Source organism: Streptomyces sp. BYX5S (assembly GCF_054724165.1).
The window spans coordinates 6,607,678-6,627,641 of the sequence record NZ_CM138829.1 but is presented as its reverse complement, the minus strand read 5'-3'; the positions used below and the strand labels follow the sequence as shown (position 1 = coordinate 6,627,641).

At 71.7% G+C, this 19,964-nt stretch carries 21 protein-coding genes; 9 read left to right on the top strand and 12 right to left on the bottom strand.

Going from position 1 to position 19,964, the window contains the following annotated elements:
* Positions 1-109: 109 nt before the first annotated feature.
* Positions 110-787 carry an HU family DNA-binding protein gene (locus ACYBSK_RS29840; protein ID WP_457480353.1) on the top strand — a complete coding sequence of 226 codons (678 nt, stop codon included), beginning with the start codon at positions 110-112 and terminating at the stop codon, positions 785-787.
* Positions 788-899: 112 nt separating this feature from the next.
* Here ACYBSK_RS29840 and ACYBSK_RS29835 read toward each other — a convergent pair whose 3' ends face one another.
* The gene (locus tag ACYBSK_RS29835) at positions 900-1,112 is read right to left on the bottom strand and encodes a hypothetical protein (RefSeq protein ID WP_460243988.1); all 213 of its coding nucleotides are present in this window, start codon (positions 1,110-1,112) and stop codon (positions 900-902) included.
* A gap of 13 nt (positions 1,113-1,125) precedes the next feature.
* Entirely contained in the window at positions 1,126-1,785 is a 660-nt protein-coding gene (cofC, locus tag ACYBSK_RS29830; protein ID WP_457480351.1) for a 2-phospho-L-lactate guanylyltransferase, read from the bottom strand.
* A 123-nt stretch (positions 1,786-1,908) separates the two neighbouring features.
* Here cofC and ACYBSK_RS29825 point away from each other — a divergent pair, with 123 nt between their 5' ends.
* The 3 genes from ACYBSK_RS29825 (at position 1,909) to ACYBSK_RS29815 (ending at position 4,963) form a co-directional block, all read left to right on the top strand.
* Entirely contained in the window at positions 1,909-2,700 is a 792-nt protein-coding gene (locus tag ACYBSK_RS29825) for a lysophospholipid acyltransferase family protein (protein WP_460243987.1), read from the top strand.
* Positions 2,697-3,707 (top strand): NAD(P)H-dependent glycerol-3-phosphate dehydrogenase, encoded by a 1,011-nt coding sequence (locus tag ACYBSK_RS29820; RefSeq protein WP_460243986.1) that lies wholly within the window; start codon positions 2,697-2,699, stop codon positions 3,705-3,707. The genes ACYBSK_RS29825 and ACYBSK_RS29820 overlap by 4 nt, the downstream gene beginning before the upstream one ends.
* Before the next feature lie 92 nt (positions 3,708-3,799).
* Complete coding sequence (locus ACYBSK_RS29815) at positions 3,800-4,963, top strand: D-alanine--D-alanine ligase family protein (RefSeq protein WP_457480348.1); 1,164 nt, start codon at positions 3,800-3,802, stop codon at positions 4,961-4,963.
* Between the two features lie 21 nt (positions 4,964-4,984).
* Here the strand turns inward: ACYBSK_RS29815 and ACYBSK_RS29810 are convergent, their stop codons facing one another.
* A complete protein-coding gene (locus ACYBSK_RS29810; protein WP_457480347.1) occupies positions 4,985-5,497 on the bottom strand; it encodes a DUF3515 domain-containing protein in 513 nt (170 codons plus the stop codon).
* Positions 5,498-5,517: 20 nt separating this feature from the next.
* Positions 5,518-5,751, bottom strand: a complete 234-nt coding sequence (locus tag ACYBSK_RS29805; RefSeq protein ID WP_016642988.1) for an Lrp/AsnC family transcriptional regulator — start codon at positions 5,749-5,751, stop codon at positions 5,518-5,520.
* A gap of 242 nt (positions 5,752-5,993) precedes the next feature.
* Between ACYBSK_RS29805 and ACYBSK_RS29800 the strand changes: the two genes are divergently transcribed.
* On the top strand, positions 5,994-6,974 hold the full coding sequence (locus tag ACYBSK_RS29800) for a thiamine-phosphate kinase (protein WP_460243985.1): 981 nt from the start codon (positions 5,994-5,996) through the stop codon (positions 6,972-6,974).
* 101 nt (positions 6,975-7,075) lie between these two features.
* Here the strand turns inward: ACYBSK_RS29800 and rpmB are convergent, their stop codons facing one another.
* Positions 7,076-7,261, bottom strand: a complete 186-nt coding sequence (gene rpmB, locus ACYBSK_RS29795; protein WP_102913572.1) for a 50S ribosomal protein L28 — start codon at positions 7,259-7,261, stop codon at positions 7,076-7,078.
* A 267-nt stretch (positions 7,262-7,528) separates the two neighbouring features.
* On the opposite strand from rpmB, the gene ACYBSK_RS29790 reads away from it, so the two are divergent.
* Positions 7,529-9,232, top strand: coding sequence for a DAK2 domain-containing protein (locus ACYBSK_RS29790; RefSeq protein ID WP_460243984.1), 1,704 nt, complete (start codon positions 7,529-7,531; stop codon positions 9,230-9,232).
* 21 nt (positions 9,233-9,253) lie between these two features.
* On the opposite strand, the gene ACYBSK_RS29785 is transcribed toward ACYBSK_RS29790, so the two are convergent.
* Complete coding sequence (locus ACYBSK_RS29785) at positions 9,254-10,063, bottom strand: IclR family transcriptional regulator (RefSeq protein ID WP_457480344.1); 810 nt, start codon at positions 10,061-10,063, stop codon at positions 9,254-9,256.
* Between the two features lie 124 nt (positions 10,064-10,187).
* Between ACYBSK_RS29785 and ACYBSK_RS29780 the strand changes: the two genes are divergently transcribed.
* A complete protein-coding gene (locus ACYBSK_RS29780; protein ID WP_457480343.1) occupies positions 10,188-11,468 on the top strand; it encodes a glucarate dehydratase family protein in 1,281 nt (426 codons plus the stop codon).
* Entirely contained in the window at positions 11,465-12,448 is a 984-nt protein-coding gene (locus tag ACYBSK_RS29775; RefSeq protein WP_460243983.1) for a 2-hydroxyacid dehydrogenase, read from the top strand. Before ACYBSK_RS29780 ends, ACYBSK_RS29775 begins: the two co-directional genes overlap by 4 nt.
* Before the next feature lie 15 nt (positions 12,449-12,463).
* On the opposite strand, the gene ACYBSK_RS29770 is transcribed toward ACYBSK_RS29775, so the two are convergent.
* From ACYBSK_RS29770 to ACYBSK_RS29745, 6 genes are all read right to left on the bottom strand, one after another.
* Positions 12,464-13,180: a sulfite exporter TauE/SafE family protein gene (locus ACYBSK_RS29770; RefSeq protein WP_460243982.1), complete on the bottom strand. Its 717-nt coding sequence runs from the start codon at positions 13,178-13,180 to the stop codon at positions 12,464-12,466.
* Positions 13,177-14,193 (bottom strand): ABC transporter ATP-binding protein, encoded by a 1,017-nt coding sequence (locus tag ACYBSK_RS29765; RefSeq protein ID WP_460243981.1) that lies wholly within the window; start codon positions 14,191-14,193, stop codon positions 13,177-13,179. The genes ACYBSK_RS29770 and ACYBSK_RS29765 overlap by 4 nt, the downstream gene beginning before the upstream one ends.
* Positions 14,190-15,179, bottom strand: a complete 990-nt coding sequence (locus ACYBSK_RS29760; RefSeq protein ID WP_460243980.1) for an ABC transporter ATP-binding protein — start codon at positions 15,177-15,179, stop codon at positions 14,190-14,192. Before ACYBSK_RS29760 ends, ACYBSK_RS29765 begins: the two co-directional genes overlap by 4 nt.
* A complete protein-coding gene (locus ACYBSK_RS29755) occupies positions 15,176-16,165 on the bottom strand; it encodes an ABC transporter permease (protein ID WP_457480338.1) in 990 nt (329 codons plus the stop codon). The genes ACYBSK_RS29760 and ACYBSK_RS29755 overlap by 4 nt, the downstream gene beginning before the upstream one ends.
* Before the next feature lie 10 nt (positions 16,166-16,175).
* Positions 16,176-17,105: an ABC transporter permease gene (locus tag ACYBSK_RS29750; protein WP_460243979.1), complete on the bottom strand. Its 930-nt coding sequence runs from the start codon at positions 17,103-17,105 to the stop codon at positions 16,176-16,178.
* Between the two features lie 115 nt (positions 17,106-17,220).
* Entirely contained in the window at positions 17,221-18,687 is a 1,467-nt protein-coding gene (locus ACYBSK_RS29745) for an ABC transporter substrate-binding protein (protein ID WP_460243978.1), read from the bottom strand.
* 362 nt (positions 18,688-19,049) lie between these two features.
* Between ACYBSK_RS29745 and kdgD the strand changes: the two genes are divergently transcribed.
* A complete protein-coding gene (gene kdgD / locus ACYBSK_RS29740; RefSeq protein WP_457480335.1) occupies positions 19,050-19,964 on the top strand; it encodes a 5-dehydro-4-deoxyglucarate dehydratase in 915 nt (304 codons plus the stop codon).

Here is a 19,964-nt window from a genome sequence, read left to right as displayed (position 1 = left end):
CAAGGGTGATTAGCCCGTTTCGCGTTTGATTTGCGGTATATATCTGCCTAACGTGCGAAAAAGCCGGTGCGAAAGAGATTCGCTCGGCAATGTCTCCGAAGGGGAAGACGTGAACAAGGCGCAGCTCGTAGAAGCCATTGCCGACAAGGTCGGTGGCCGTCAGCAGGCCGCTGACGCCGTCGACGCCGTACTCGACGCCATCGTCCGTTCCGTGGTCAGCGGTGACCGTGTCTCGGTCACGGGCTTCGGTTCGTTCGAGAAGGTCGACCGCCCGGCCCGTTACGCCCGCAACCCGCAGACCGGGGAGCGCGTCCGGGTGAAGAAGACCTCGGTTCCGCGTTTCCGCGCGGGCCAGGGCTTCAAGGACCTCGTCGCGGGTTCGAAGAAGCTCCCGAAGAACGACGTCGCGGTCAAGAAGGCGCCCAAGGGCAGCCTGACCGGCGGTGCTTCGGCGACGGTCAAGAAGGCCGCGGCCAAGAAGACCACCGCCAAGAAGGCCGCCGCGAAGAAGGCCACGCCAGCGAAGAAGACCACGGCGAAGAAGACCACCGCCACGGCCAAGAAGGCCACGGCGAAGAAGACCACGGCGAAGAAGGCGACCGCCACGGCCAAGAAGGCGGCTCCCGCCAAGAAGGCCGCCACCACCGCCAAGAAGGCCGCCCCCGCCAAGAAGGCCACCGCGAAGAAGACGGCGCCCGCCAAGAAGGCCACGGCCAAGAAGGCTCCCGCCAAGAAGTCGACGGCGCGCAAGACCACCGCCAAGAAGGCCACCGCCCGCAAGAAGTAAGTCGCTTCTCGGGCGTACGCCACCTGGTTGCTCACGCGTCGGGCCGGGCTCCCTTCGGGGAGACCGGCCCGCGGTGTGTTCCGGCAGGTGTTCCGGGCGGCCGGCGCAGGCCTCAGAACGTCTGCAGCGTCACCAGCGTGATCCGCCGGGGGTCGGCCGCGCCCGGGGTCTCCTGGACCTCGATGCGCACCCGCTGCCCCGGACGCAGCAGCCGCAGGCCGCCCGCGTCGAAGGCGGCGGCGTCGAAGGGGACCGGGGTCCCGTCGTCCAGGAGGACGCTGCCGGAACGGGTCTGGGAGTCGTACGTGTACGCGGTGGCCTGCATACGGGCAGCGTACTCAGTGGGGGTCCGCGGACGGGATCGCGTCCGGGATCAGGAGCCCCGCCGCGGCCTGTGCGGTGTGCGGGCCGACGCCCAGGGACAGGGCCGCGCGCAGGTCCTCGCCGGTGTCGACGTCCTGACGCACGGAGTCCACGCCCGCGAGGGGGAGTTCCGCGGCGCCGGACGCGGTGTGCCGGGCGCGCGACGCCCCGCCGAATGCGGGGCGCAATTCCGTTCCGGGAGCCGCGGACAAGAGCGTGGTGCCGATTCCGGCGGCATCGGGCAGAAAAGCGCGGGGAAATGCGGCGGCCGACGCGAGAACACGGGCCAATTCCGGGGGACGCAGAGCCGGCAGATCCGCGTTCAGGGCCGCCACCGCCGCGGCCGGGCGCGCGGCGCGCACCGACGCCGCCCCGTGCGCGAGAGCGGCGTTGAGGCCCGCCTGCGGGGCGTCCGGTACGACGTGGGCGCCGAGCGCCGCCAGTTCGCGTTCGGCGCGCGGGTCGTCCGTGACGACCACCACATCCCGTACCGCCGCGCAGGCCCCGGCCGCGGCGACCGTGTCCTGGGCGAACGCCAGGGCGAGACCTGGGCGCAGGGCGTCTCCCGCTGTCGGGGTCAGCCTGCTCTTGGCCCGCACCAGCGGTTTCAGCGGTATCACCAGGGTCCACTGCACGCGCCCATTGTGACCTGTGCATGAGGTGCGGCCGTCCGGGCGGGCGTACGGTGTTCTCGACAGACCGGTGGGTCGGGGCGACACTTGTGCGGCCCCCAGGCCCCCTTAGAGGAAGGTGTCCGAGTGTCCCGCCGCAGAATCGGCTTCTGGTACCGCTTCGCCGCGGTCCTCTGCAAACCACCGCTGGTGGTTCTGTTCAAGCGGGACTGGCGCGGAATGGAGAACATTCCGGCCGACGGAGGCTTTATCACCGCGGTCAACCACAATTCGCATCTGGACCCGTTCCTCTACGCCCACTTTCAGTACAACACCGGACGGGTGCCGCGTTTCCTCGCGAAGCACGGCCTCTTCAAGAAGGGGTTCGTGGGCGCCGCGATGCGGGGCACCGGACAGATTCCCGTCTATCGCGAGTCCACGAACGCGCTGAGCGCCTTCCGTGCCGCGATCGACGCGGTGGAGCGCGGTGAGTGCGTGGCCTTCTATCCCGAAGGAACGCTCACGCGCGATCCCCAACTGTGGCCGATGACCGGTAAGACGGGTGTCGCTCGAGTGGCGTTGCAGACGAAGTGTCCGGTGATTCCGGTCGGCCAGTGGGGTGCCACCGAAGCGCTCGCGCCGTACTCCAAGAAGCCGCATTTCTTCCCGCGCAAAACGCACCATGTGCTCGCCGGTGAACCCGTCGACCTCTCCGCGTACTACGACCGGGAGATCACGCCGGAGCTCCTCAAGGAGGCGACCGAGGTCATCATGACCGCGATCACCGCCGAGGTGGAGGAGCTGCGCGGCGAGAAGGCGCCGCAGAAGCGTTACGACCCGCGCGAGGCGCGCATCGAGCAGCGCCGCAAGTTGCAGGCGGGCAAGGAAAGTTCGGCCACGAGCGGTACGAGCGGTACGACCGAGGAGAGCAGCAAGTGACCCGACCCGTGAAGGCCGCCGTCTTCGGCACCGGCTCCTGGGGCACCGCCTTCGCGATGGTGCTCGCGGACGCGGGCTGCGACGTCACCCTCTGGGCCCGCCGCGCCGAACTCGCCGAGGCCGTCAACTCCACGCGCACGAACCCCGATTACCTGCCCGGCGTGGAACTGCCGGAGAACGTGCGGGCCACCCACGACCCGGCCGAGGCCGCGGCGGACGCCGACTTCACGGTGCTCGCGGTGCCCTCGCAGACGCTGCGCGGCAACCTCGCCGAGTGGGCGCCGCTGCTCGCCCCCGACACCGTCCTCGTGTCGCTCATGAAGGGCGTCGAGCTCGGCTCGGCGATGCGCATGAGCGAGGTCATCGAGGACGTCACGAAGGTCGGCCAGGACCGCGTCGCGATCGTCACCGGACCCAACCTCGCGCGCGAGATCGCCGCCCGGCAGCCCGCCGCCGCGGTCGTCGCCTGCCGCGACGAGGAAGTGGCCCAGCGCCTCCAAGTGGCCAGCCACACCCCGTACTTCAGGCCGTACACCAACACCGACGTGGTCGGCTGCGAGCTCGGCGGCGCCGTCAAGAACGTCATCGGGCTCGCCGTCGGCATCGCGGACGGCATGGGCCTCGGCGACAACACGAAGGGCTCGCTCATCACGCGCGGGCTCGCGGAGACGACCCGGCTGGGGCTCGCCATGGGCGCGGATCCGCTGACGTTCTCCGGGCTCGCGGGCCTCGGCGACCTGGTGGCCACCTGCTCCTCGCCGCTCTCGCGCAACCACACCTTCGGCACCAACCTCGGCAAGGGCATGACGCTCCAGGAGACCATCGCGGTCACCAAGCAGACCGCCGAGGGCGTCAAGTCCTGCGAGTCGGTGCTCGACCTGGCGCGCCGCCACGGCGTCGACATGCCGATCACGGAGACCGTCGTCGCCATCGTCCACGAGGGCAAGTCGCCGGTCGTCGCGGTGAAGGAGCTCATGTCGCGCTCCGCCAAGCCGGAACGACGCTGAGCGACGAGTCGACGGCAGGTCTACGACAACTGTGCGACCGGGGCTCTGCGGGCGCTGACTCTCGTACTACCAGCAGGTACGCTCAACGCGATATGAGCAGCGAGAACCTCCCCCAGAGCCCTGCCTCCTCCGCCGGTGGGCCCAAGCCGCGTGTGGCCGTCGTCTTCGGTGGCCGCAGCTCCGAGCACGGCGTGTCCGTGGTCACGGCGGGTGCCGTGCTGCGCGCCATCGACCGCTCCACGTACGACGTGCTGCCCATCGGCATCACGCGCGAGGGGCGCTGGGCGCTGACGGCGGACGACCCGGAGCGGATGGCCATCACCGACCGCCGGGTGCCGGACGTCGCCGACCTCGCCGAGTCGCCCGAGGGCGGCGTGGTGCTCCCGGTCGACCCCGGCTCCCGCGAAGTCGTCTACAACGAGCCGGGATCCGTGCCCAAGGTGCTCGGCGAGGTCGACGTGGTCTTCCCCGTGCTGCACGGACCGTACGGCGAGGACGGCACCATCCAGGGCCTCCTCGACCTCTCCGGCACCCCGTACGTGGGCTGCGGTGTGCTCTCCTCTGCCGTCGGCCAGGACAAGGAGTACATGAAGCGGATCTTCACGTCCTTCGGGCTGAAGGTCGGCCCGTACCTGGTGATCCGGCCGCGTGAGTGGGAGCGGGACCAGGAGGGCGCCCGGCGCCGCGTCGCCGACTTCGTCGGGGACCACGGCTGGCCGCTGTTCATCAAGCCCGCGCGCGCGGGTTCGTCGATCGGCATCACGAAGGTCGACTCCTTCGAGGGGCTCGACGAGGCGATCGAGACCGCCCGCGAGCACGACCCGAAGGTGATCGTCGAGGCGGGCATCGTCGGGCGCGAGATCGAGTGCGGTGTCCTGGAGTTCGAGGACGGGCCGCGCGCCTCCGTGCCCGCGGAGATCCCGCCGGCCGACTCCCACGCGTTCTACGACTTCGAGGCGAAGTACATCGACTCCGCCGCCGGGATCGTGCCCGCGCCGCTGAGCGAGGAGCAGACCGCCGAGGTGCGCCGGCTCGCCGTGGACGCCTTCGAGGCCATGTCCTGCGAGGGCCTGGTGCGCGCGGACTTCTTCCTCGACGAGGACGGCGAGTTCGTCATCAACGAGATCAACACCCTGCCGGGCTTCACCCCGATCTCCATGTACCCGCGGATGTGGCAGGAGACCGGCGTCGGCTACCCGGAGCTGGTGGACCGTCTCATCCAGGCGGCGCTGCGCCGCTCGACGGGGCTGCGGTAGTCACCCCGACCGAAGGACTCTCTAGTCGGCGATCCCTTCGGGGATCGCCTTCTTGATGGGCTTCGCCAGGTCCACCAAAGAGCCCGCCCCGCTCCTGGCGACCTCGTCCTGGGGAATCGTCACCTCGACGTAGGCGAGGCGGCCGCCCGTCGTCATCCGCTGCGCGCCGCCGTCGAGTTCCTCCGCGACCCAGCCCACTCCGTCGATCGTCGCCGTGTTGCTGTCCGCCTTCACCGCCGCGTCGGGCCACGGCACGCCGCAGCGCAGTATGATCGCGGGGCTTCCCCAGGCAGCGGTGAGTTCCGAGTCCGGCTCGGGGTCGTTGCGCGTCAGTCCGTCGATCTTCTCCGGCAGGGCCTTGTCGAGGTCCCGGCACAGCTCGGCGGCCTTCGCGTCCGGCGTGGGAACCGCGGCCTCGGGTGCGTCGTCCGTCGCGGTACAGCCCGTGACGGCGATCAGCAGAAAGAGCGAGGGCACCACTATGGACAGGCGGCTGAGTCGGCCATGACGGAGCCGGTGACGATATGACTTCACCGGCACAGGGTAGACGGGGGCTACAGGTGGACGACCGGGCAGGTCAGAGTGCGCGTGATGCCGTCCACCTGCTGGACCTTGGCGACCACCATGCGGCCCAGCTCGTCGACCGTGTCGGCCTGCGCGCGCACGATCACGTCGTAGGGGCCGGTGACGTCCTCGGCCTGGATCACTCCTGGAATCTTCCCGATCAGCTCGGCGACGGTCGACGCCTTGCCTACTTCGGTCTGGATCAGGATGTACGCCTGTACCACGGAACCTCCAGGGCGGCCGCGAGGATCATCACGAGGATCATGTGGGGAGAAGGGACGCCACGGTATCGCGTCCCCTCTCGCCGCGGGGAGACCCGGTGGGGGCCGTGGCGCCCGACGGATGTGGAAGACAGGCCCGTGACAAAAACCGTACCCATGACAGACACGACCCGCGACCGCAAGCGGACCGGGGCAAACGGCCCTGGCGGCCGCCGGCGGACCGGGGCAGAAAGGGCAGCGCGCGCATGAAGGGCACCGTCGGCGAGTTGGGGGAGTTCGGCCTCATCCGGGAACTGACCTCGCGGCTCACCACCACCCCGGCCGTACGCATCGGTCCCGGCGACGACGCCGCCGTGATCGCGGCGCCGGACCGCAGGGTCGTCGCGAGCACCGACGTCCTGCTGGAGAACCGGCACTTCAGGCGCGACTGGTCCACCGCGTACGACGTCGGGCGCAAGGCCGCCGCGCAGAACCTCGCCGACATCGCGGCCATGGGCGCGGTGCCGACGGCGCTGCTGCTCGGCCTCGTGGTGCCCGCCGAACTGCCCGCGTCCTGGCCCTCGGAGCTGATGGACGGGCTGCGCGACGAGTGCCAGGTGGCCGGTGCCGCCGTGGTCGGCGGCGACGTCGTGCGCGGCGACACGATCACCGTGGCGATCACCGCGCTCGGCGACATGCGGGGGCACGACCCGGTGACGCGCGCCGGGGCGCAGCCCGGGGACGTGGTGGCCGTGACCGGCTGGCTCGGCTGGTCCGCCGCCGGGTACGCCGTGCTCTCCCGCGGCTTCCGCTCGCCGCGCGCCTTCGTGGAGGCGCACCGCCGCCCCGAGCCGCCGTACGAGGCGGGGCCCGCCGCGGCCGGGCTCGGCGCCACCGCCATGTGCGACGTGAGCGACGGGCTCATCGCCGACCTGGGCCACATCGCCGAGTCGAGCAAGGTCCGCATCGACATCACGTCCGGGAAGGTGGACGTGCCGTCGCAGATGAACGACATCGGCCAGGCCGTCGGCGTCGATCCGTTGCAGTGGGTGCTGTCCGGGGGAGAGGACCACGCGATCGTGGCGACCTTCCCGCCGGACGTGAAGCTGCCCGCGCGCTGGAAGGTGATCGGTGAGGTGCTGGGCCCCTCCGCGATGCCTCAGGTGACCGTGGACGGGGCGTCCTGGACGAACCAGGGCGGCTGGGACCACTTCGGCGACGGCGGCGCCGGGGGAGAGATCGAGTAGGCGCGGCGGGCCCACGAGAGCGGGCATACGAAAAGGACCGGTTCCCGAGGGAACCGGTCCTTTTCGAGCAACCAGCGAAGGTGGCCGCGCTAAGCGTTACGTCAGCGCGAGACCTTGCCGGCCTTGATGCACGAGGTGCAGGCGTTGAGGCGCTTCGGCGTCCCGCCGACCACGGTACGAACGCGCTGGATGTTCGGGTTCCAGCGACGCGGGGTACGGCGGTGCGAGTGCGAGATGTTGTTGCCGAAGCCCGGCCCCTTGCCGCAGACGTCGCAGTTGGCAGCCACGGGTCACTCCAAAGACTTCAGATGCACTTACGGTTGATCCCGGCATGCCGGGATCAGGATCGGAGGATCTGAGTGGCGGTGCCAGGGGATGGCCCGACGGATATCGGGCAACCCGAGCAGCATACAACGGCTGCGTCGGTAGAACGAAACCACCATGGCTGGTGGGACCCCCTGGCCGGGCTCCGCACCAGCTCGGAGCGGGGGTGCGGACCGGATTCCGGACCGGGCCCTCTTTCCGGACGGTCACCTTCCGGGGTCTACTCTGCGTTGCCAGTCCAGCTGCTCGAGGAGGAGGCGCAGGTGCCGCAGGTGCTCGACGTGATCGCGGTGCGCGCCTGGTGCTCACTGGCCCTGGAGGCGCTCGGCCGTGACCGCGCGGAGATCGACGCGATCAACGTGTATCCCGTCGCCGACGGGGACACCGGCACCAATCTGTACCTGACCCTGGAGTCCGCCCACCAGGCCGTCGAGGCGGTCTTCGACGGTCTCGAGGCGGGGCCCGAGCCGTCCGCTCCCGCGCTCCCCGAGGTGATCCGCGCCATGGCGCACGGCGCCCTCATCGGTGCCCGCGGCAACTCCGGGACGATCCTCGCGCAGCTGCTGCGGGGGATGGCCCAGGTGCTCGCCGCCGACGGGGTGGGTGAGGGAGATCACGCTGCGGGGGCCGACGCGGGCAGGGTGCGGCTCGCCCTGGGCCGGGCCGCCGAGTCCGCGCGCGAGGCGGTCGCCCGCCCCGTGGAGGGCACCGTCCTCACCGTGGCGGCGGCTGCCGCGGAGGCCGCCGCCGGAGCCGACGGGGACTGCCGCGACATCGTCCGCGCGGCCTACGAAGGCGCGTGCGTGGCGCTCGACGCGACGCCGGGGCAGCTCGCCGCCCTGAGCAGTGCCGGGGTCGTGGACGCGGGCGGGCGCGGGCTCGTCGCGGTGCTCGGCGCGCTGAGCGAGGCGGTCTCCGGGGAGGCGCCCGTACGGCGACGCGGCGCGGGCGGGCACGCGCGCGTGGAGCCGGTTCCCGACGCGGCGCTCGAATGCCCCGAGGAGGACGGCGCCGCGGGGCCCGCCTTCGAGGTCATCTATCTGCTGGAGGCGGACGACCGGGCCGTGGCCCGGCTGCGGACCCGGCTCGACGCCCTCGGGGACTCGCTCGTCGTCGTGGGCGGGGACGGCCTGTGGAACGTCCACGTGCATGTCGACGACGCGGGCGCCGCCGTGGAGGCGGGCGTCGAGGCGGGCCGGCCGTACCGCATCCGCATCACGCACTTCGGCGCCGGCGACGTGCACGCCACCCATGCCGCGCCCCGGGAGCGCGCCCAGCGGGCCGTCGTGGCGGTCGTCCCGGGCGACGGACTGGCCGGGCTCTACCGGGAGGCGGGCGCCACGACCGTGCCCGACCGGCCCGGCGAATCGCCCGCGAGCGGGGAGCTGGTCGAGGCGATACGGCGGGCCCACGCGCGCGAGGTGGTGCTGCTGCCGAACGACGCGGAGCTGCGGCACACCGCCGCCGCGGCGGCCGAGCAGGCCCGCTCCGAAGGTCTGCGGATCGCGCTCATTCCGACCCGCTCGGCGGTCCAGGGCATCGCGGCGCTCGCCGTCCACGAGCCCGACCGGCGCTTCGACGAGGACGTCGTGGCGATGACGTCGGCCGCGGGGGCGACCCGGTACGGCGAACTGACCGTGGCCGAGCGGCAGTCGTGGACCATGGCGGGCATCTGTCAGGCCGGCGACGTGCTGGGACTGATCGACGGGGACGTGGCGGTCATCGGCGCCGAGGTGCGGGACACCGCGCGCACGGTCCTCGACCGGATGCTCGCGGCGGGCGGCGAGCTCGTCACGCTCGTCCTCGGCGAGGAGGTCTCCGACGAACTGGCGGCCGGCCTCGAACAGCACGTGCGCGAGACGTACCTGGCCGTGGACACGGTGGTGTACCGCGGTGGCCGGCAGTCGGCGCTGATGCTGATCGGCGTCGAGTAGGCATGCGCCGCGCGGCGTCCGTCAGCGGATGCCCTCGCGGCGCAGGGTGGCCGCCAGTTCGCCCGCATGACGGTGGAGGGTCTCCGCGACGCGGGTGAGCTCCTTCTCCGTGGCCCGGGACAGCGGCATCGAGCAGCTGATCGCGTCGGTGGCCGGGATGCGGTAGCCGACGCAGGCCGCCACGCAGCACAGGCCCGCGGTGTTCTGCTCCCGCTCGATCGACCAGCCGCGCACCCGGCTCTCCTCCAGCTCGGCGTGGAGCGCGGTGCGGGTGGCCACCGTGGCCTCGGTCAGCTGCCGCAGCCGCTCGTCGGGGAGGATCGCGTCGACCTCGGCGCGGGTGCGTTCGGCGAGCAGGGCCTTGCCCAACGACGTGGCGTGCGCGGGCAGTTGACGGCCCACGCGGGACACCAGGCGCTTGGGTTCGGTGACCTCGCGACTGGCCAGGTAGATGACGTTGGGGGCGTCCAGGCGCGCGTAGTGCACGGTGTAGCCGGTCTCGGCGCGCAGGCTCTCCAGCTGCTGCACGGCGAGCGGCAGCGCCGGGTCGCGGTCGAGGTAGGCGGTGCCGGCGAGCAGGGCGCGCGGGCCGATGCCGTACGTCTGCTCGCCGTCGGAGGTCTCGATCCACTTCAGCGTCGTCAGCGTGCGCAGCAGGGCGTACAGGCTGGAGCGGGGGTAGCCGGTCCGCTCCTGGAGTCCGCTCAGGCTGAGGCCGTCCGCGGACTCGGCGAGCGTCTCCATGATCCGCGCGGTGCGCTCCGCGGACTTGACCAGGCCGCGGCCCGACTCGCTGTCCGCCGGGCCCAACGAGGCTTTGTTCGCTGCCACTTCTACCCCCCCTGAACGTCCGGATCATCGTAGGCGACGAGGTGGCCGGAGCCCCGCGGCCCGGACCGCGAAATCACATACGCAAGTCTTGTCCACGTACGTGGACGCGTGTCAGGATCCGGGCATGCCTGACACTGAGCAGCACCGGATCGCCGAGGTTCGTGTGACACCGGTGGCCTTTCGTGACCTTCCCCTCCTCAACTCCGTCGGCGTGCACGAGCCGTTCGCGCTGCGTTCCGTCGTCGAGGTGGTGACCGACAGCGGGCTGTACGGGCTCGGCGAGTCCTACGGAGACCTGCCGCACCTGCGCCGCCTGGAGCGGGCCGGACGGCATCTGGTCGGCATCGACGTCTTCGACCTCAACGGCGTGTGGCGCGCGGTCGGCGCGTCACTGGCCGCCGACAGCGGGGAGGGCGGTCATGGGATGAGCGGGATGGTGACCGACAGCTCCCTCGCCGACCGCGTCGTCTCGCCCTTCGAGGTCGCCGCGCTCGACCTCCAGGGCAAGGCCGTCGGCCGCCCGGTGAGCGACCTGCTGGGCGGCGCCGTCCGCGACCGCGTCGCCTACAGCGCGTACCTCTTCTACAAGTGGGCCGGACACCCCGGGCAGGACGACGACGAGTGGGGCGCCGCCCTCGACCCGGACGGGCTGGTCCGGCAGGCGCGGCGCATCATCGACCGGTTCGGGTTCGGCGCGATCAAGCTGAAGGGCGGCGTCTTCCCGCCCGAGGAGGAGATCGAGGCGGTCCGCGCGCTGCGTGCCGCCTTCCCGGACCTGCCGCTGCGGCTCGACCCCAACGGGGCCTGGAGCGTGGCCAGTTCCGTCAAGGTGGGGCAGGAGCTCGACGGCGTCGTCGAGTACCTGGAGGACCCGACGCCCGGCATCGCGGACATGGCCCGCGTCGCGCGCGAGGTGTCGATGCCGCTCGCCACCAACATGTGCGTGGTGGCCTTCCACCATCTGCCGCCCGCCGTGCGGCAGGGCGCCGTCCAGGTGGTGCTCTCCGACCACCACTTCTGGGGCGGGCTGCGCAGGTCGCAGCGGCTCGGCGCGATCTGCGAGACGTTCGGCATGGGTCTGTCCATGCACTCCAACTCGCACCTGGGCATCAGCCTCGCGGCCATGACGCACCTCGCCGCCGCCACCCCGAATCTCGACTACGCCTGCGACACCCACTGGCCGTGGAAGGACCCCGCCGAGGACGTCGTGGTGCCGGGCGCGCTCACCTTCGAGTGCGGCGCGGTCGCCGTGCCCACCGCCCCCGGGCTCGGCGTCGAACTCGACCGCGACGCCCTCGCCCGGCTGCACGAGCAGTACCTCACCAGCGGCATCCGCGAGCGCGACGACACCACCTACATGCGCCGCTTCCACCCGGAGTTCGACCCGACGGTGCCCCGGTGGTGAGCCCCCGGCTCCACGTGCTGGTCACCGAACCCGTCATGGGCCGGTTCGAGGACGTGCTCACCGAAGGCGGCGCGCACCGCTGGACCTTCGCGTACGGCGACGACCCCGCGGCCCGCGCCGCCGCGGCCACCGCCGACGTCCTCGTGTGCTCCGCCGCCGACCGGGCCCTGCTGGCGTCGATGGAGCGGCTGCGGCTGCTGCACGTCACCGGGGCCGGCTACGACAGGATTCCGCTGGACGCGCTGCGGCCCGGGGTGCGGGTGGCGAACACCTTCCACCACGGCCGCTCCATCGCCGAGCACGTGGTGATGGTGTCGATGATGCTGCTGCGCGACGTCGCGCGCGGCGAGCGCGACCTGCGGGCCGGAGTGTGGCGCAACGCCGTCGTCGACCGGACCTACCCCTTCGGTGGGGTCCTCGCGGGACGCACCCTCGGCGTTCTCGGCATGGGCGAGATCGGCGGCGAAGTGGCGCGGCTCGCGGGCGCGTTGGGCATGCGGGTGCGTACCGTGCGCCGCGATCCGGGCGCGCCGCCGCCTCCCGGGGTGGACCTGGAATGGGTGGGCGGGCAGGACCGGCTGCACGAGATGCTGGGCGCCTGCGACGTGGTCGTGGTGACGGTGCCGCTGAGCGAGGAGACGCGGGGGCTCGTGGACGCCGCCGCGCTCGCCGCGATGAAGCGGTCCGCCGTGCTCGTCAACGTGGCCCGGGGCCCGGTCGTCGACGAGAAGGCGCTGCACGCGGCGCTGGGCGACGGCACCATCGCCGGGGCCGGGCTCGACGTGTGGTGGCGCAATCCGCGGGAGGCCGGGGCGCCGCCGCCCTCGCACCTGGACTTCACCGGGTTCGGCAACGTGGTGCTGACGCCGCACCAGTCGGGCCACACCGAGGAGACGTTCCGGGGCCGGGCCGAGGACATCAGGGCGAACGTGGCGGCGCTGGCGGAGGGCCGGCCGCTGCGCAACCTGGTGCGGGGCTGACGGCCGCACCGGAGGTCACACCAGCTGTTCGCCGATCAGCAGCACCGCCCCCAGCGCCGACACCCCGATCGCGGCCCACCGCAGCCGCCGGGCGTCCATGAACCGGTTGACGTAGCGCGACAGCACGTAGCCGAGGACCGGCGCGGGGGCGAGCACGGCCGACATCGCGAGCGTGTGCGCCCCGATGGAGCCCGTGGACGCGAGGGTCACCACGGAGAGCACCGAGCCGATCAGGAAGAACCCGCTCATGGTGCCGCGCAGCACCGGCGCGTCCTTGCCCTGCCACACCAGCGCCATCGGCGGCCCGCCGATCGACGTCGCGGTACCGAGCAGCCCGGACGCCGATCCGGCGAGGACGAGCGTCGGCCGGTGCGGGCGCGGGGCCCAGCCGAAGCAGGTCAGTACGGTGCCGAGCAGGACGACGGCCGACAGCAGCAGGGCCAGGCCCCGCGCGGGCAGCGCCGCGACCAGCAGCGCCCCCGCGACGGTGCCCGGCACCCGGCCGACCAGCGCCCAGCCCGTGCCCCGCAGATCGATGTGCTGCCGCTCGGCCACGGTCACGAGCAGGGTGAGCAGGCCCGCCTGGATGATCAGCGTGCCCGGTACGAGGGACGGGTCGACGACGGCGACCACCGGCGCGGCGAGCATCCCCATGCCGAAGCCGATGGACGCCTGGAGACAGGAGGCGACCACCACCGCGACCGCGACGACCAGATAGCCGGTGAGCGTCACTGACCCTCCCCGCCGGACACCACCAACTTTGCCGGGTCCTCCAGCGGATGGAAGCAGGCCGCCGTGTGTCCCGGGTCCCGCGGGTCGACGGCCTCGTCGGGCGCCGCCGAGGCGCACGCGTCGGTCGCCTTCCAGCAGCGCGTACGGAAGCGGCAGCCGGACGGCGGCGACAGCGGGGAGGGCAACTCGCCCTGGAGGATGATGTGTTCGCGGCGTCCGCCGGCGTCCAGCGAGGGCGCGGCCGACATCAGCGCGGAGCTGTACGGGTGCAGGGCGCGGCGGAAGACGGACTCCGTGTCGCCCTGTTCCACGACGCCGCCCAGGTACATCACCATCACGCGGTCCGCGACGTGCCGGACCACCGACAGGTCGTGGGAGATGAAGAGGTAGCTGACGCCGAGCTGCCGTTGCAGGTCGTTGAGGAGGTTGAGCACCTGCGCCTGCACGGACAGGTCGAGCGCGGACACCGGCTCGTCGCAGATGATCACGTCGGGGGAGAGGGCCAGCGCGCGGGCGATGCCGATGCGCTGGCGCTGGCCGCCGGAGAACTCCTGCGGGTAGCGGTGCTCGTCGCCCTTGCGCAGCCCGACGAGGTCCAGCAACTCCCGTACGCGGGCGGCCCGTTCGGCGGCCGTGCGGTGCAGGGAGCGGTGGGTGCGCCACGGTTCGCCGATGATCTCACCGGCCGTCATCCGGGCGTTGAGCGAGGCGAACGGGTCCTGGAACACCATCTGCACGCGGCGCCGCCACGCAAGCAGCTCCGCCCCCTTCAGCGCGAACGGGTCCACGCCGTCGAAGCGGACGCTGCCGCCGTCGGGCCGCTCCAGCATCAGCAGCGTCCGGGCCAGCGTGGACTTGCCGCAGCCCGACTCCCCGACGAGGCCGAGGGTCTCGCCGCGCCGCAGGTCGAAGGAGATGCCGTTCAGGGCGCGCAGTCTGCGCCCCTTGCCGGCGCCCTGGACCTGGAACGTCTTGGTGAGGTCGCGTACGTCGAGCAGGGGCGCGTCGTTCATCGGTTCACCTCGTCGGAGAAGTGGCAGGCGGCCGTGCGGCCCGGCGCGACCTCGGCCGGTTCGGGGCGCCGCGCCCGGCACAGGTCGCGCGCCAGCGGGCAGCGGTCCTGGTAGACGCAGCCGGACGGAATGGAGTGCAGGTCCGGCGGGGCGCCGCCGATGGACCTCAGGTCCTCGCCGCGGGCGGCGTGCACCGGCACCGAGTCCAGCAGGCCCTTCGTGTACGGGTGCCGGGGCGTGTCGAAGACCTCGCGCACGGGCCCGGACTCCACGACGCGGCCCGCGTACATCACCACGACCTCGTCGGCCTGCTCGGAGACGAGCGCCAGATCGTGGGTGATCAGGACGACGCTCATGTCGCGTTCCTCGCGCAGGTCCCGCAGCAACTGCATGATCTGCGCCTGCACGGTGACGTCGAGCGCGGTCGTCGGCTCGTCGGCGAGGAGCACCGACGGGGACAGGGCGACCGCGATGGCGATGAGGAGGCGCTGGCGCATGCCGCCGGAGAACTGGTGCGGATAGGCGTCGACCCGGCTCTCCGGCTCCGGGATGCCGACCCGCGCCATCAGCTCGATCGCCTCCTTGCGGGCCTGCTTGCGGGACATGCCGCGGTGGATCCGGAACGGCTCGGCGAGCTGGGTGCCCACCGTGTAGACCGGGTTGAGGGCGGTCAGCGCGTCCTGGAAGACGATGGCCAGTTCGGGCCCGGCGAGCGCGCGCCGGGTCCGCTCGTCGGCCGCGACCAGGTCGGTGCCGTCGAGCAGCACCCGGCCCCCGCTCACCTCGGCGGCCGGGGCCAGCAGCGACACCACGGCCTGCGCGGTCATCGACTTGCCGCAGCCCGACTCGCCGAGCAGCGCGAGCGTCCGGCCGCGCCGCGCCCGGAAACTGACGTCGTCCACGGCGCGCACGGTGCCCCGCGGGGTGCGGATGTCGACGCTGAGGCCGTCGACCTCAAGGGCCGTGGCGGTGGTGGTCGCGGTCACGACTGGGCCTCCTGGGGAGCCGGGGCGGAACGGCGGCGCGCCGTGCGGGGCAGCGCGAGGCGCCAGCGCTGCGCGGGGTCGGTGGCGAGCCGCGCCCACGAGGCGAGCACGGTCGCGGACACCGTCGTGACGACGATGGCGAGACCGGGGAAGAACGTCAGCCACCAGGCGCTCTGCAAGTACGTGCGCCCCTGCGAGACCATCAACCCCCAACTGACGTCCGGCGGTTGGATGCCGATGCCGAGGAAGCTCAGCGAGGACTCGGCGAGCATCACGTAACAGAATTCGAGCGTCGCGAGGGTCAGCAGCGTCGGCAGCACGATCGGGAAGACGTGCCGGCGGATGATCGCCCCGCTGGACGTGCCGAAGGTGCGCGCCGCGTCCACGAACAGCCGGCTCTGGAGCTCGGAGGACTCGGAGCGTGCGGTGCGCAGATAGACCGGGAGCCGGGTGAGGGTGAGCACCAGCACGAGGTTGGCGATGCTCGGCGAGAAGACGTACAGCACGACGACCGCCATGAGCAGCGAAGGGAAGCTCATGATGACGTCGGCGATCCGCATCGCGACCGTCTCCCGGCGCCCGCGGTGGTACCCCGCCCACATGCCGATCACCGAGCCGACGGCCAGCGCGAGCAGTACCGAGGGCACGGCCACGCTGAACGTGGTGCGCGCGGCGACGACGAGCCGGGCCAGCATGCTCTGGCCGAGCGGGTCGGTGCCGAGGACGCCGAGCCAGCCGTGGTCGAGGGTGAACGGGGCCTGGTTGGCGTTCTTCAGGTCCTGGTCCGTCGCGGCGTCACCGAGCAGCGGCGGGCCGAGGAGCGCGGTGAGCGCGATCAGGACGAGCAGGACGGCGGCCACGGTGGCGACGCGGTCGCGCAGCAGCATGCGCCACAGGGGGACGTGGCTGCCGCGGGGCGGGGCGGGCGCCGTCTCCGGCTCGGCGGGCACGGTGTCCGGCGCGGGCTTGTCGATCGAGGTACTCACGGCGTCCTCCTCAGGCCGTCGCCGTCTCGCGCACGCGCGCGTCGAGCAGCGCGTAGCAGACGTCGATGCCGATGTTGAGCGCGAAGATGGTGATCGCGGTGATCAGCACCGCGGCTTGGAGCACCGCGAAGTCGCGGCCCAGGATGGAGTCGATCATCAGCTTCCCGATGCCGGGCCAGCCGAAGATGGTCTCCACCACCACGGCCCCGTTGACCAGCGACACGGCCAGGTCGCCCGCCACGGTGAGCGCGGGAGCGGCGGCGTTGCGCAGCGCGTGATGGCTGACCACGCGGACGCTGCCGGCGCCCTTGCTGCGTGCCAGCCGCACGTACGGGGCGGAGAGCGCGGAGACCATGGCGCCGCGCACCACCTGGGTGAGCACGCCGAGCGGCCGGATCACCAGCGTCGCCACCGGCAGCACCCACGACAGCATGCCGTCGCTGACGCCCGAGGTGGGCAGCACGCCGAACGTGACCGCGAAGATCCACACGCCGGTGATCGCGAACCAGAAGTCGGGGACGCTCGCGGCGGTCATGGACAGGAACGAAGAGACGCGGTCCGCGAGGGAGTTGGGCCGGAAGGCGGCCCAGCTGCCGATGACCACCGCGCCGATCACGGCGATCAGCATCGTCGCGAAGGCGAGTTGCAGCGTGGCGGGGAAGGCCCGCAGCGCCATCGTCGCGGCGGACTCCCCGGTGCGCAGCGACTCACCGAAGTCGAGCTGGAACACCCCGCCGAAGTAGTCGGCGATCTGCTGCCAGATCGAGTCGTCGAACCCGTTGCGCGCGGCGAAGTCGGCGCGCTGGGCCGGGGTGGCGGACTCGGGCAGGTACAGGGACGACGGATCGCCCGTGAGCCGCGCGAGGACGAACACCCCGAGGAGGACGGCGACCAGCGGCAGGATGCTGGTCAGCGTGCGTCGTCGAAGAAAATGGAACATCGCTGTCCCTTGGTTGAAGGAAGACCGTGGGCGTGCCGATCAAGCCCGGGTGGGTCGATCAAGCCCCTCCGGCGATTGAGGAGCGGGGTTTGGGGCAGCGCCCCATGCCGTGGGCTCAGTCGCCGCGCTCGAACTCGGCGAGCCGCATCTCGTCCCCGGTCGCGGAGTTGGGCCGGTACCGCACCCCGTCCGCGAGCGCGACGATCCCGTACATGTGCGCCACGTACGCGTACTGCGTGATCTCGTCCGGCTCCTGGGCGAAGATCCGGCCCAGTGCCTCCTGGCGCTCGTCCCTGGTGAGGGCCTCGGCCGCCCGGATCCTGCGGTCGAACGCGGCCGTGCCGCCGGAGCTCTGGAACCCCTTGCTGAGCAGGTACTGATCCATCGTGAACGCCGCGTCACCGGCCTGGTTCCCGTGCTGGACGAGCAGCAGGTACGGCCCCGTGTCCTTGGGGAACGGCCGCTCCTGGAACTCCGTGCTGCCCGCCGTGTCCTTCATCTGGATCTTGACGTTGAGCCCGATCCCCGCCAGCTCGTTCTGGATGACCTGCACGGTCTCGTCGACCTTCGGGAAGAGCGCGGTCCGGCTGATCAGCCGGATCTGCTTCCCGACGTCGACCCCGTCGGCCTTCGCCTCCGCCAGCAGCCTCTTCGCCTTGGCGAGATCGGTCGGCCAGGGCTTCAGCCCCTTGTCGAACCCGGTGATCCCGGCGGGCACGAGCTGGGCGGCGACCTTGGCGTCGCCCTGGTAGAGCGATTCGACGATGCCCTTGCGGTCGATCGCGTAGTTGATCGCCTTGCGCACCCGCTCGTCGTTCAGCGGCGCCTCGCCGAGCTGCATGCGCAGCGCGGTGGTCTCGTTGTTCGGATACGTGACCGCGGTGTCGCCCGCCCCGTCCTGCGGGCCGAGCGACGTGGCCACGTCCGCCTCGCCGCCCGTGACCATGGCGGCGCGGACGCTGCCTTCGGGGCGCCACTGGTAGAGGGCCTTGCGGTAGTCCGGGGCCTTGCCCCAGTACCGCTTGTTGGCGGTGAGGGAGAGCCGCAGTCCCGGCTCCCAGTCGGCTATCCGGTACGGGCCCGTGCCGATCGGCTCGCGCACCTTCTTCTTCGCGTCGGTGGACGTCGGCACCATCTCGATGAAGGACAGGCGCAGCGGAAGGATCGGGTCCGCCTCGGGTGTCGTCACCTTCAGGGTGTGCGCGTCGGGCGTCGACAGCTTCACGTCCATGTCACCGAAGACGTAGCCCTCGACGTTGCAGCCGAGCTTCGAGTTGACCGCGCGGTCGATGGAGTACGCGGCGTCCTTCGCGTCGAACCGCGAGCCGTCGCTGAACCGAACGCCCTCGCGCAGGGTGTACGTCCACGCGGTGGCGGAGGCGCGCTTCCAGGAGGTCGCGAGTTTCGGCCGCAGCTCGCCCGAGTGCGGATCGCGCTCGGTCAGCGGTTCGGTGATGTTGGAGCGCACCACCACTCCCGTGGAGGTCAGCGAGGACTCGCAGGGTTCGAGGGTGGGCGGCTCCTCCGGCAGTACGACGCGGAGCGTGTCCTTGCCCGCCGTCACCGACGCGCTGTTGGCCACGGTGCAGGCGCTGGCGGCGAGCGTGCAGACGAGCGTCGAAGCGAGAGCTGCCCGCCGGCGGAGCCTGACGGCTCGGGCCCGACCGGGGAGGGGAACAGGGGGCATGGGGCTTCCTCCACCGCGACAGACATTACGCCTGTCCACGGATGTAGACGCCGTTTCAATTTGTGGACGCACGGTAAGTGTGGGTTCTGAGACACGTCAAGAGATTGCGCAGGCGCGGGAGTGGGGAGTGCGTCGAGGGCCCGGTCGAGGACCCACAAGACCAGCCGTATGCATATGTGGACGGCATTCCTATCCGTGATCGAGGTCTGCTAGCTTGCGGCCAGCCGACCTCACCCGCCACGACCCTGGAGATCCCCATGGCCCGTTTCTCGCCCGACGATCTGCGCCGCGTCCTGGGCTCCGGTCTGCTGTCCTTCCCCGTCACCCACACCACCCCCGACCACGCCTTCGACGAGCCCGCCTACCGCGCCCACCTCCAGCGCCTCACCGGCTACGACGTGGCCGGACTCTTCGCCCCGGGCGGCACCGGCGAGTTCTTCTCCCTCAGCCACACCGACGTCGACGCCGTGCTGCGCGCGACCGTCGCCGAGGCCCCGGACGGGCTGCCGGTCATCGGGGCGGCCGGATACGGCACGGCCATCGCGGTCGAGATGGCGCGGCGGGCCGAGGCGGACGGCGCCGACGGCATCCTGCTGCTGCCGCCCTACCTCACCGAGGTCGGCCAGCAGGGGCTCTACGAGCACGTGGCCCGGGTCTGCGAGGCCACCTCGCTCGGCGTGATCGTCTACCACCGGGCCAACGCCCGCTTCACCGCGGAGACGGTCGACCGGCTGGTCGCGCGGTACCCCCACTTCATCGGCTTCAAGGACGGCGTCTGCGACATCGACCTGATGGCCCGGCTGCACGCCGAGCACGACGAGCGCCTTGTCCTCATCGGCGGCCTCCCCACGGCCGAGACCTACGCGCTGCCGTACCTCGAACTCGGCGCCACCACCTACTCGTCCGCCATCTTCAACTTCGCGCCGCAGTGGGCCTGCGACTTCTACGCCGCCGTGCGCGCCCACGACAAGGCGCAGGTGTACGACCGGCTGCGCGAGTTCGTCCTCCCGTACATCGCCCTGCGCGACCGGGCACCCGGCTACGCGGTGTCGATCGTCAAGGCGGGACTCACCGTCTCCGGCCACCCGGCGGGCCCCGTACGGCCGCCGCTCACCGACCTCACCGAGGCCGAGCACGAGGAACTCGCGGCGCTCGTGAAGAAGGTGGTCTGA

Excerpts from the sequence above, each read along its gene's own strand:
- ACYBSK_RS29815 (WP_457480348.1), top strand. The coding sequence starts at position 3,800 with ATGAGCAGCGAGAACCTCCCCCAGAGCCCTGCCTCCTCCGCCGGTGGG.
- ACYBSK_RS29780 (WP_457480343.1), top strand. The coding sequence starts at position 10,188 with ATGCCTGACACTGAGCAGCACCGGATCGCCGAGGTTCGTGTGACACCG.
- ACYBSK_RS29835 (WP_460243988.1), bottom strand. The coding sequence starts at position 1,112 with ATGCAGGCCACCGCGTACACGTACGACTCCCAGACCCGTTCCGGCAGC.
- kdgD (WP_457480335.1), top strand. The coding sequence starts at position 19,050 with ATGGCCCGTTTCTCGCCCGACGATCTGCGCCGCGTCCTGGGCTCCGGT.
- ACYBSK_RS29765 (WP_460243981.1), bottom strand. The coding sequence starts at position 14,193 with ATGAACGACGCGCCCCTGCTCGACGTACGCGACCTCACCAAGACGTTC.
- ACYBSK_RS29750 (WP_460243979.1), bottom strand. The coding sequence starts at position 17,105 with ATGTTCCATTTTCTTCGACGACGCACGCTGACCAGCATCCTGCCGCTG.
- ACYBSK_RS29800 (WP_460243985.1), top strand. The coding sequence starts at position 5,994 with ATGAAGGGCACCGTCGGCGAGTTGGGGGAGTTCGGCCTCATCCGGGAA.